This window comes from Kandleria vitulina DSM 20405 (assembly GCF_000702065.1).
GTDB classification, from domain to species: Bacteria; Bacillota_I; Bacilli_A; order Erysipelotrichales; family Coprobacillaceae; genus Kandleria; species Kandleria vitulina.
Genome location: NZ_JNKN01000023.1, coordinates 1 through 12,730 on the forward strand (window position 1 = coordinate 1; position 12,730 = coordinate 12,730).

Annotated in this window: 10 protein-coding genes; 2 read left to right on the top strand and 8 right to left on the bottom strand. The window is 35.0% G+C overall.

Going from position 1 to position 12,730, the window contains the following annotated elements; translation table 11 throughout:
- The coding region (locus tag T513_RS11455) for a transposase (RefSeq protein WP_035876836.1) at positions 1-230 on the top strand (230 nt) is incomplete at its 5' end.
- A 191-nt stretch (positions 231-421) separates the two neighbouring features.
- Here T513_RS11455 and T513_RS0106455 read toward each other — a convergent pair.
- From T513_RS0106455 to T513_RS0106485, 7 genes are all read right to left on the bottom strand, one after another.
- Positions 422-1,699 carry an aspartate aminotransferase type Ic gene (locus tag T513_RS0106455; protein WP_029070868.1) on the bottom strand — a complete coding sequence of 426 codons (1,278 nt, stop codon included), beginning with the start codon at positions 1,697-1,699 and terminating at the stop codon, positions 422-424.
- A gap of 93 nt (positions 1,700-1,792) precedes the next feature.
- The gene (locus T513_RS0106460) at positions 1,793-2,980 is read right to left on the bottom strand and encodes a metallophosphoesterase (protein WP_031589456.1); all 1,188 of its coding nucleotides are present in this window, start codon (positions 2,978-2,980) and stop codon (positions 1,793-1,795) included.
- Positions 2,981-3,035: 55 nt separating this feature from the next.
- Positions 3,036-4,991 (bottom strand): ATP-binding response regulator, encoded by a 1,956-nt coding sequence (locus T513_RS0106465; RefSeq protein ID WP_031589457.1) that lies wholly within the window; start codon positions 4,989-4,991, stop codon positions 3,036-3,038.
- A 95-nt stretch (positions 4,992-5,086) separates the two neighbouring features.
- On the bottom strand, positions 5,087-6,430 hold the full coding sequence (locus T513_RS0106470) for a response regulator (protein WP_031589458.1): 1,344 nt from the start codon (positions 6,428-6,430) through the stop codon (positions 5,087-5,089).
- 27 nt (positions 6,431-6,457) lie between these two features.
- Positions 6,458-6,802, bottom strand: a complete 345-nt coding sequence (locus T513_RS0106475; protein ID WP_029070872.1) for a desulfoferrodoxin family protein — start codon at positions 6,800-6,802, stop codon at positions 6,458-6,460.
- A gap of 78 nt (positions 6,803-6,880) precedes the next feature.
- A complete protein-coding gene (locus T513_RS0106480) occupies positions 6,881-7,105 on the bottom strand; it encodes a helix-turn-helix domain-containing protein (RefSeq protein WP_051550721.1) in 225 nt (74 codons plus the stop codon).
- Between the two features lie 214 nt (positions 7,106-7,319).
- Entirely contained in the window at positions 7,320-7,634 is a 315-nt protein-coding gene (locus tag T513_RS0106485) for a hypothetical protein (protein ID WP_029070874.1), read from the bottom strand.
- Between the two features lie 102 nt (positions 7,635-7,736).
- Between T513_RS0106485 and T513_RS0106490 the strand changes: the two genes are divergently transcribed.
- Positions 7,737-9,467 carry an ABC-F family ATP-binding cassette domain-containing protein gene (locus T513_RS0106490; protein WP_031589459.1) on the top strand — a complete coding sequence of 577 codons (1,731 nt, stop codon included), beginning with the start codon at positions 7,737-7,739 and terminating at the stop codon, positions 9,465-9,467.
- A 32-nt stretch (positions 9,468-9,499) separates the two neighbouring features.
- Here the strand turns inward: T513_RS0106490 and T513_RS0106495 are convergent, their stop codons facing one another.
- Complete coding sequence (locus T513_RS0106495; RefSeq protein ID WP_031589460.1) at positions 9,500-12,688, bottom strand: SNF2-related protein; 3,189 nt, start codon at positions 12,686-12,688, stop codon at positions 9,500-9,502.
- Positions 12,689-12,730: the final 42 nt, after the last annotated feature.

A 12,730-nucleotide genomic window follows, 5' to 3' on the forward strand; every position in this document is an offset into this window, starting at 1 on the left:
CCTCACTTGACACGCCGGTAGGCAGAGAGCTTATGACCGCAAGACAGGTGTTCAGCGAGGGAGCATTCGGAATCATCAAGCAGGACTACGGATATGACAGATTACGACGAAGAGGCAATTCCAATGTATCTTTTGAGATATTTATGGTCGCAATCGGATTCAATATCAGGAAATATCACAATATGATTCATAAAAGAAAGCCGAGCGAAGAAAGCATGAAGTGCTGCTAGAACAGTTGTTCACATACTGAAAAACGTTATTCACAGCTATATAGGGATATTGCGCCCAAAAATGGGGGCTTTTTTATGTCTGAATGCCCGTAAACAGATTTTATCTGGCTGTAGGGAGTCAAAAAAAGAAAAAAAGAGCTGGTCCAGCTCAGTGATTATCCATAAATCACTTTACTGGGTCAGCCCCTTTTTTATTTCATCAATACTTCGATACTTGCAATCTTAACACAGATTGTAAATAATTTTGCGGCCATCTGAATTTCTTCAAGTGGAGGCAATGTAGGTGCAATACGAATATTAGAATCTTTTGGATCTTTCTTATATGGATAAGTTGAACCTGCACCAGTCATAACAACTCCTGCTTCTTTTGCAAGAGATACAATACGTTTAGCTGTGTGATCTAATCCAGTGAAGGAAATGAAATATCCTCCCTTAGGGTGAGTCCATTCTCCCACTTCTAAGCCACCTAGATATTCTTCTAGAATCGCATTAACAGCTTCAAATTTAGGACGAATGATATCCGCATGTTTCTTCATATGTTCCTTAATGCCATCAATATCCTTGAAGAATCTTACATGTCTTAACTGATTGATCTTATCATGACCGATTGTCTGATGTGTCATCTTAGAAAGAATATCTTCCTTGTTTGCCTGAGATGTAGCCATAGCTGCAATACCTGCACCGGGGAATGAAATCTTTGATGTCGATCCAAACTTATAGACCATATCAGGATGTGAAGCTGCTTCACATGCTTTAAGGATGTCTAATACTTCTACTTCTTCATCATAAAGATGATGAACACAGTAAGCATTATCCCAATAAATTCTAAAATCTTTAGCTGCTGGATTTAATGCGGCTAATCTTTTTACAACTTCATCGCTGTAAACTACGCCTCCTGGATTAGAGTACTTAGGTACACACCAGATACCCTTTACCATTGGATCTTTTACTAATTCTTCAACTTTGTCCATATCTGGACCTTCTTCACTCATTTCTACAGGAATCATTTCAAAGCCAAAGAATTCTGTAATACCAAAGTGACGATCATATCCAGGGACAGGGCAAAGCCATTTTACTTTTTGATCAAGTTTACACCAAGGTGTTTCCCCCATTACCCCGAAGCTATAACTTCTTGAAATCTGATCAAACATAATATTTAATGATGAGTTACCGTAGATAATCATATCATCTGGCTTGCTGTCCATCATATCTGCCATAAGCTTCTTAGCTTCAGGTAAACCATCAAGACAACCATAGTTGCGTGCATCTGTTCCATCACTAGCGATTAAATCAGATCCACTGTTGATTACATCTAGCATTGGACGTGATAAATCAAGTTGTTCTGATGATGGTTTTCCTCTTGCCATATTTAATGATAAATGCATATCTACATAACTTTGATAATCTTTTTGTAGAGCTTCTAATTCATTAGAAAGTTCTTCTCTACTCATTTGTGCATAACTTTTCATTTATTCTCTCCTTTTGTTCCTTTTTACCATTTTACATTGATTTAAGATTGTATACAAACATTTTTAAGAAAAAGAAAAGCAGCGGAATATCCGCTACTTAAAATGTACTTTGATTGAACAGATTTCTGCTTTTGTTGCAACTCTTATAAAAGGTCCAAAAATACCTACACCAGATGTAACAATGCTGTGCATATGTCCTTTTTTAATATGTCCACAGGCATTTTCCCAGACTATATTAGTTATAATATTGGCAGGGAATGCCTGTCCATCGTGGGTATGTCCCCCTAAATCAAGGTCAACTCCGGCCTTGCTTTTTTCTTCTAGTTCTTTTGGTTCATGATCAATCATGATAATTGGTTTAGAGTGATCCAATGACTGTGTACACTCACTTGGTGTCTTTCTTTGCTTGATACCTTTTCCTGGCTTATTATAGTCAGGTCTTCCATAAAGAGTAAAGCTGTTATCAATGACCACTGATTCATCTCTCAGATTTTTAATATTGGCTTTTTTTAAGAACTGATCCATACGTGGATCAGCTTCCTGTTTTCCTTCACCAAAAGTAAATCCAGCTAAAATATGTTCTTCTATATCATGATTGCCATATACCGCAAATAAGCCATATTTAGATTTAATTCTCTTGAATTGTTTAATAAGTTCATCAGGATGATCTAAAGCATCATATTCATTATCAAAAATATCCCCTGCAATAACGACAAGATCTGGTTTTGTCGCATTGATTTTATCAACCATCTGGGTAATATGTTCTACTCCGATATTATATCCCATATGAAGATCCGCAATTAAGCAGATATTCAAATCCTTTAAATGACCAGCCTTCTTATTGATGCTCACTTCATAGTTTGTCGTACGAATATGATGAGCATTCACTACTCCATAAAGACATATCGATAAAGCCAATGTAGCAGAAATAAGTCCAGAGAAAAATAACGTACGTCTTCTTCCCCATATTTCCCTTGTCGCAAAACGTGTATGCAAGATAATAAAACGAATCAGTAAAGCAATCATCAAGGCGATGATTTCATAAAGAGAAATACCTAACCAGTAATAACCGATAATCTTAAATAAACGTTCATATCTTCCATGTGGCAAGAAGAAGCCAATAAGCATTGATACCGCAAGTAAGGTATAAATAGCTCCTACTATAATACGAAATCTCTTTTTTCTAAAGAATTTCCCCCATGAAGACATCCACTTCAAAATCCAATATAAAGAATAAGCATGCACCAATATATAAATTGGTGAAAGATAAATTGCTAACATAATATCCTCCATTTGGATTTATTATCTTACAAACCATTTCAAAAGTAAATACGTATTACCTGATGAATTTTACTAAAGTTTTAAGCAGTTCTTTTGTATCAATAGGCTTTCCAATATGAGCATTCATTCCGGCATCGATGCTCTTTTGTATATCTTCTAGATAAGTATTAGCGGATAAGGCAATAATTGATACATCATTATTAAACTCACGAATTCTCTTGGCTGCTGTTAAGCCATCACAATTTGGCATGCGGATATCCATTAAGATAGCATCATATTGATTATGTCTGCATTTCTCAATTCCCTCATTACCGTCACTAGCAATCTCTGAAGTCATTCCGTATTTTTGTAAGATCATCGCAATAATCTGTGCATTGATATCGACATCTTCACAAATAAGAATGTGTTTTCCTTTTAATACATCATAATCAATGTAGTCTTCTTGCTGATGAAGGAACTCTACCTCTTCTGCTTTTGTCACTGTCTCATAAGGGATTGTTAATGTGAATGTTGTTCCTTCATGAAGTATAGAATGACATTCAATATCTCCCTCAAACATATCGATAACTTTCTTAACAATGGATAATCCCAATCCTGTACTTGTTTCACTATGGGACAGTTCATTTTGTTCCTGACTGAATGGTTCATACATCTCTTTAATAAATGAATCACTCATTCCTACCCCATTATCTTTAATGACATGATGGGAAATGATTTTCCCTTCTTTTTCTTCCTGCGTTATTACCCAGGAAATTTTCCCCTTACGAGGGGTATATTTTATCGCATTGTTAATAAGATTAATCAAGATCTGCATAACCCAGCGACGATCAGTTTTCACAAGCATAGTGCCTTTAGGACGAATGATTGTATATTCGTGTTCTCTTTCTGTTGCAGAAGGCTTTGTCATACCTTCTACTTGTCCATAGATTTCATTGATATCTACGACTTCATTATTCATAGTCATCTTGCCGCTCTTCAGCTTTTCTACATTAAGAATATCATTTAATAATGACAATAGATACTCACTTGCTTTTTTAATATAAGTATAGCGTTTATAGTCTTCTTCATTTTGAGTATCTTCTACCCCTTTTTCACTTAAGCCAATAACTGTCGTTAGCGGTGTTCGCATATCATGACTCATGCGCGCCATAAATTCCGCTTTGGCCACATTGGCTTTTTCTTCATTTTTTAAGGCTGCTACAAGTGCTTTATTTAATCCTTCAATCTCTTCTCTTTGACGATATTCTAAGGTTACATCTTCAAATGATCCTACCAGCCCAACTATCTTGCCGTTATTATAAAGCGGAGCCTTACTTGCGACGATGTCTCTTTCTTTTCCTTTAGCGATACATTTACCGTGAACACGATAGGTTCTTTCCCCATTGAGGACACGCATTTCATCTTGCATAAAGCAATCTGGTTCATTATGCCAACCCATATCTTCGTCGGTCTTATGAAGAATTGATTTTAAACTAGGAAAACCATAGTAATCCAGAAAGGCTTTATTGGCTCCGACAAAGCGACGCTTGTCATCTTTCCAAAAGATACATGTCTGTGTTGTAGAAAGAATATCATTTAGTAATGTGGCTAAATGATCATTTTGAGCATTGGCTACATCAAAGCGAATCTTTTCTTTTGTAAGATCAATAACCTGACAATAACATAACTGATGTGAATTGACACTACGAAAATATCCGTTAACAAGTAACCATACATTTTTTCCATTAGGATGGTGAAACGGAAAACGGAGTTTGATGCGATCTTCATTTTTCCGTTGATGACATTTCATAACAATCATTTCTTGATCTTTTACACTGATGAATCGATCCCTATAATTATTAAAATTTCTAATAAGTACCGGCATTTCTCGATAATCAATATCAAGATAATTGCACAGTCCTTCAGATAAGGCTATAAGCCTAAATTGATTGTCATTGACTTCCATCACACATAAAGGTGATGGCAAGTACTTAAAAAATTGTTTTTCCTGTTCACTTAAAATACTATTCATACAAAAATCCCCTTTATTCCTATTTTTATTATATCATCATCAAATAACTAAAGGAGATTTATCAGAATATGACAAAAAAGATAGAATGAATCATTCTATCTTAGATAATTTGTTAAAGTTGTAAAAAGTTCCTGAGGATTGATTGGTTTGGTGATATGTGCATTCATGCCTGCATCACGTGTACGTTGACGATCCTCATCAAAAGCGTCAGCCGTCATAGCAATAATCGGAATAATATCCGACTCTGGGTGAGTTGACTGACGAATGATCTGAGTTGCTTCAATACCATCCATCAATGGCATACGAATATCCATTAAGATTGCATCATAAGTATGCGGCATCGCATGTGTAAATATCTCGACACCATCCTTGCCATTTACAGCCAAATCCATACTCATTCCTTGGCTTTCCAAAATCTGTTTTGCGACCTCAGCACTCATAGCGTTGTTTTCTACAAGAAGAATATGTTTTCCATCAAGAATGGAGTAATCAGTTGTAATCTTTTCCACCTGATCCTTATAACAATAAGGCCATCTAAAATTAATCACAAAGGTTGTTCCTTTATCTTCTTGTGATTCACAAGTTATCTTTCCATTCATGGCTTTAACTAAGGCATTAACAATCGTCATACCCATACCTTTTTCAGTGGCAATATCATCAGGCATAATTTTCAATAGGTTCTTTAATGCACCCTGTGACATGCCAATACCATCATCTGATAATGTAAATTGAATATCTACATATTCATCAGTCTGATTTAACCCTTCAATTACCAGATCAACATGACCTTCACTTGGAGTATATTTACATGCATTATTAAGAAGATTGACTAATACCTGCTGTACTCTCACACTATCCACATTGACATAACGACAAACATCCACATTCTTATATTCAATATTAAAATGAATACTCTTCTTCTCAAAATGTGGTATGACCATATGAAATGATTCTTCAACACATTCCATGATAGTATGGGGCTTTTCATCGAGTGTCAACTGGCGATCTTTAAGTTTAGATAAAGCCAGAAGATCTTCAATCAATGTCATGAGATACTTTCCTGCACTATTGACATTATCCAAAGCATTCTTCATATCCTGCGGATTATAACGAGAAACCATATCCTGATCGCTAGCATTGATAATTGTATTCATTGGTGTACGCATATCTCTGCTCGCACGAGCGACAATGATGCTTCGTGAAAGACGATCTTCATCAAGCTTCACTTGAATACGATGATTAATATAAATAGAAACAGACATTGAAAGGATCATGGCAATCAGAATGAAAAGCATGATGAATACAAGTTCTCCATCAGGATAAGTTCTTGTTCTTGCCAGAAGATAGAAAACGCCTAAGACGATTCCAATCAATACCAGATTAAGAACAATCTGAATCATTAAAATTTTTCTTACATTCTTGCCCTTGTTTTCATTCATTCCACATCACCTTACAATCTTAGAAATTTATGCCTTCCACAAACCATGAAGACTGCAGTATTCGTATGTCGCAACGACTTCGTCTCCATCTGCTAATTCAAATTCCGCAAAAGGTTTATCTCCTGGATTAAATTCCTTAATCAAAATATTTGATTTTGTTTCTACAGCTACAAATAAAATATAATGTTCTTCAGTCATAGGATGTTCCACACTTCCTACCTGAACACTCACATGTGTACCATCAACTTTTACATCTGGTACATGTTTTTCCTGTGCAGCATCTACAGTATTTGCCACTAATGCTTCTGCATCATTGATGGAACCAGTAAATGAGGCAACAATACTGCCATCTGATAATCGATAAAATTTCATTGTATTATCCTCCTTATTTCATCTTGTTTAAATTTTAGCATACATGTAAAAGAAAACCAACTGATTTACTTTGTTGTCTTATTGAAATAATTCATCATTAAAAAAAGCTTTCAAAGAAACACCTAAACCCTCACAAATTTTCTGAATAAGCAGAATAGAAACATTTCTGTGACCATTTTCTAAAGAAGTAATGTAAGTTCTATCAACATGACTGATTCTAGCAAGTTCTTCCTGCGATAAATTCTTACTCTTTCTTAAAGAGCGAACGCGTTGCCCTAACAATAATCTTGAATCCTTTTGCATAATCATCACACTTTCTTGTCGACAATATGTCAACGGTTTTTACGTCACATACAAATTACAAGAGAAGCCACTCTTATTATTCTGGAGAGTGGCGCCCAGGAAGCTAGCTTTTCTTTACGGTTGACTCCGCAAAGCTACAGGTATACCTGGCTTCTATAATTATTGTAGCAATTATCATGATAAATAAAAAGAAAATCGCTAATCTTAAAAAAAATTAGCGATTTCTATTATCAGCATATACTCTTATGACCTTAAAGACATAAACATGATTTTTAGTAGTAAGACTCAGATTCCCCTGATAATCCTTACGCAAGATACCCGGCGTTGTCTTAAAATGATGAGAAGGCCACGCAGTTTCCTTAAATACCGCAAACATACGTGTATAACGAGAAGAACGACTCCATAGCAATTCTACCATACCTGCTCTTTTCTGATAATCATCTGTCTCAACAGCAATTCTTTTCCTGTTTGTTGGGGTGATGGACATCACAATGCCCTCAAATCTCATATATAGTCTTTCTCTTCTCATACTCTTTTCCTCGAAAGCATTATATCATATTTTTTTATATTTTAGATAGAGAGAACTCTTTTCAAAGTGTTCAATTTCATCTACAATGGAAACGGTGATTTTATGCTAATAAATATATCGGATTTATCATATAGAATAGGTGATCGTACACTGCTCGATCACATCAATCTCATTATTGAAGAAAAAGACAAAGTAGCCCTTGTTGGACTTAATGGTGCAGGAAAATCTACCTTGTTAAAGCTTATTGTCTCTCGAAATGAGAAAAGCATTACCTACGGTAAAGATCTAAGTATCTCCTATTTGCCACAAAACAGCAGTTTTGATGATGAACTTACAATCTTTAAACAAGCTAAACTGCTTGCACCTAAAAGCAAGGACTATGAGATTTCTTCAACATTAAACAAATTCAAATTAACTAATCATGAAGATAAGATTAAGATTCTATCTGGAGGACAAAAGAAACGTTTAGCCCTTTCTATCGCCCTTTTAAATGAATGTGATCTATTAATTCTAGATGAACCTACCAATCATCTAGATACCACAATGATTGAATATCTTGAAAAATATTTAATCAAGAGAAACAAAGCCCTCCTCATGATTACACATGACCGTTATTTCCTTGAACGTATTACCAACAAAATCGTAGAAATAGATCGTGGTCATCTTTATGAATACAATGCCAACTATTCTGCTTTTATTGAAATGAAAGCCAAAAGAGAACAAGATGCGCTTAATCAGGAATATAAAAGAAAACAGTTCTTAAAAAAAGAATTAGAATGGGTACGTGCTGGTGTACAGGCGAGAACAACTAAAAGAAAGAGCCGACTTCAGCAGTTTGAAAAACTTTCTCAAATAGAAGATATTCAGAATGTCGAAAGTGTAAAGATGATCAATACATCTTCACGTCTAGGAAAAAAGACCATTACACTTGAAAATGTCTCAAAAGTCTATGATGGTACCCCATTATTCCATCCTTTCTCTTATCAATTCAAAAGATTTGATCGCATCGGTATTCTTGGAGAAAATGGTTCTGGTAAGACAACATTAATGAATATGATTGCTCAGCTTGATCAAGACTATGAAGGAACTATTTCTATTGGTGAAACAATAAGATTTGGTTACTTCAAGCAAGGTGTGGAAGATATGAATCCAAGCATGCGTATCATTGATTATATCAAAGAGACTAGCGACTTCCTTGAAACAAGTGAAGGCACTTTAACTGCCAGTGCGATGTGTGAACGTTTCTTATTTGATAAGAGCATGCAGTTTACTCGCATCGAACGTCTATCCGGTGGTGAAAAACGTCGTCTTTATCTATTAAAGGTCTTAATGGGTGCACCAAATGTTCTTCTTCTTGATGAACCTACCAACGATTTAGATATTGATACATTAAATATCCTAGAAGATTATCTTGAATCCTTTAAAGGAATCATCATTACGGTCTCACATGATCGATATTTTCTTGATAAGATTGTCGACGGACTCCTTGTCTTTAAAGATCATTATGTCACATATGTCAACGGTGGCTATTCTTCTCAAATTGATATCACTTCAACTAAAGAAAAAAAGGAATCAAAAAAGGAAGCTTATCGTGAAACCAAGAAGCAGAACCAGAAGCGTCGCTTAACTTGGGCTGAAAAGAAAGAGCTTGAATCCATTGATGATGTTATTCTTGATCTAGAAAATGATATCAAGAAGATAGATGAAGAAATGCAGACAACAACTGAATTTGAAAAGCTAGATGAACTCTCTAGCTTAAGACAAGAAAAAGAACAGGAACTTGAAGAAAAAAATGAACGTTATCTTGAACTATTGGAAATAGAAGAAGGATAATGAAAACGACGTGATTATCTCACGTCGTTTTTTTATTGGAATAAACTCATAATTTCTTCATTTGTCATATTAGTGATATGTCCTTCGTTTCCTTCAACGAAAGTATCAGCCAATTCTTTCTTCTTTTCTTGAATGACCTGAATCTTTTCTTCAATAGAATCAGACATAATGAGCTTATAGACAAATACTTTATTTTCCTGGCCTATACGATGCGCACGATCGGTTGCCTGCATCTGAGCAGACATATTCCACCATGGGTCAAAATGAATAACCCCTTCTGCTGCCGTAAGATTAAGACCAGTCCCACCGGCTTTTAAGGAAATCAAGAATACTGTGCTATCATCGTGCTGGAAAGCATCCACATATTCTTTTCGTTTATTTTTAAGGGTATTTCCAGTGATCATATGATATGAAATATGTCTTTTCTTCAACTCTGTTTCAATGAGTGTCAACACACTAGAAAATGAAGAGAAGATCAATAGTTTCTTATTGTTTTCATAGTAATTATCCACAATATCCATGCAGGCTTCCATCTTGGAAGACTGTTTCTTTATATTCTCAAACAGCATTCTTGGTTCACAGCAGATCTGTCTTAATTTTGTAAGTAAGGCTAAAATCTGAATACGATCATTTGTCCCTGAAAGACTGCGCAATTCTTCATTAGCCTGAGCTAAATGTGCAAGATAAAGTTTCTTTTCTTCTTTATTGAATTCAATATGAATAGACTTCTCTACTTTATCTGGAAGCTCTTTTAAGACGATAGCTTTCGTTCTTCTTAAAACAAAAGGAGAAATCATTTCTTTTAGTTCCTGGAGTTTCTCTTCATCATGATCTTTTACAATCGGTGATTCATACTGCTGACGGAAATAATGATAATTAAAGAGATAATCTTTTTCTAAGAAATCAAATATTGACCAAAGTTCAGCTAATGAATTTTCAATTGGTGTTCCTGTCAATGCGAACTTATGCGTACCATGAAGCAATTTAACAGACTTGGCATTCTTTGTATTCTGATTCTTAATATACTGTGCTTCATCTAAGATGATAAAATCAAATGTCATATCATCATAGCACTGTGCATCTCTTCTCATATAATCATAGGATGTCACTAAAGTCTGGTACTGTTTTGCTTCCTTGATAATAGCATGTCTTTCACTTGCATTCCCCATTACTGCCTTGACTTTACGCGTTGGTGCAAACTTCTGGAATTCATCAATCCAGTTCAATACCAATGAAGAAGGACATACCACAATGGAGAAACTATCAGACTGACTTTCTAATAAGGCAATCATCTGTAAAGTCTTTCCTAGCCCCATATCATCCGCTAAAATACCGCCAAACTGCAGTTCACACATGGTAGAAAGCCACTGGTAACCTTCTTTTTGATAATCTCTTAAGATATGATCATAAGGCTTCGCTATTTCATAATGTTTAGCCTTATAATCACTTAATCGTTCAATGATATGATGAAAACTTTCTGAACGATCAATCTTGATATGTTCCATATTATTCATGGATGCATTTAAGGCGAAAGCACGATTAAGATTCATATCTACATGACCATCCACAATTTCATTTGAAGATATGTGATACTGGTTCATGACGTTAGAAAGTTCTTCAAGTTCATCAGATTCAATATGAATCAATGAACCATCCTTTAATTTATGATACTTCTTCTTTTTAGAATAGCTCTTTAATATTGAAGCAATCTCATCTTTTGGGATATCTAATGAATCAAAATCAATATTTAATAATCCTTCAGATACACTTACCCCAATCTTGATATCAAACTTACTTTTACGATTGATCTTCTTTAAATTCTCAGAAACATAAATATCCGCGTATTGTGCAAGCATTGGCAAGCCTTCACTTAAGAAATCAATCGACTTATCTCTATATGTATCATAGAAATAAGTGCCCTTGGCTTCATCAGGATCATATTTCTCCATAAATCGTGTAATCATATCCATATGAGGAGAACGTGGTTTTTCAGGATGATCTAACACATTGATTTCATCATCACCATAAACTCCCATAACCTGAAAATAGGCTTCTTCCTCTTCATTAATATCACCGTAGATCTTAATACGATCTTCTGTCTTGCTAAAGTCATCCAACAACAATCCTGTAATATCTACATAAGACTTGATAGGCTGAAGAACATACTGATAGAAGGCGCTCATTTCATCTTTAGGAACATAGAGCATACTATTATTATCTCTTAAATGATTGATAAACTTAAGGACCATTCCCCCTTGATCAAAGGTAAACTTGATCACATTATCAGAAAGAATAAATCCCATTGTCTTTCCTACATCCATGCCATTATCATTAGTAAATTTGACAATATAATCATATTCATCTTCACTTACTGATAATGCCGGTCTAAACTCAGAAGATACAATTCTTCCATTAAAATATTGAGATGGCAATGATTCAATAAGCTTGATCAGATCTTCCATCTCATTATACGTAATAGATGTTTTATCATATGTAGGAGTATGTGCTGTCCCCTTCAAGAAAGCATAGATTCTTTTTGAATATTCATCCAAGTCATCTACCTGATGACGCCATGAGAAATTCTTTCCATATTTCTTGAAAGTATGGTTTTCCATGTTCGTGATGAAATCATAATGATTCTGAATCAGATACATTGAATCTCTACCTACACGAAAACGGAAGGAATTAGCATAGCTGTTTTTTCTATAATCAATATGAATATGAACAGGTTCAACTTTTGTTTCAAAAGTTGACAGCATATCATCCCTGAATAGCTGTGTTAAATCAATAGCCGCTTTTTCACGACTGCGTCTTTGTTGCTCTTGAATAAACTGCTTATATTCTAAAGCACGCTGTCTTTCTTCTTCCTCTCTCTTCTTTTTCAGCTTGCCGTAATCTACTGAATAAGTAAAAGGAAATTCTCTTGGAGAAAGCTCCTGCACTGCTAATAATACTGCACCAATATGGGCGCAGGCTGTATATTCATCAGAGAAGATACAATCACATGATGTCCACGCTATCTTAGATTGTGGTGTAACTTCAATACGTGGTGAATAAATCATGCCATTGGCACTCACCTGTCCAGTAATATAATACCCATTCTTATCTTGAGTAATATGTATCCTAATGACAGATCCATTTTCATAAAACTTATGTGCCAGCATTCTATTTCTCGCTCTAGAAATAACACGTTCAAATTCAGAATCACTGATAAATAACATAGCTTCACCCCTTTTACATATTCCTATATTATATCATATAAT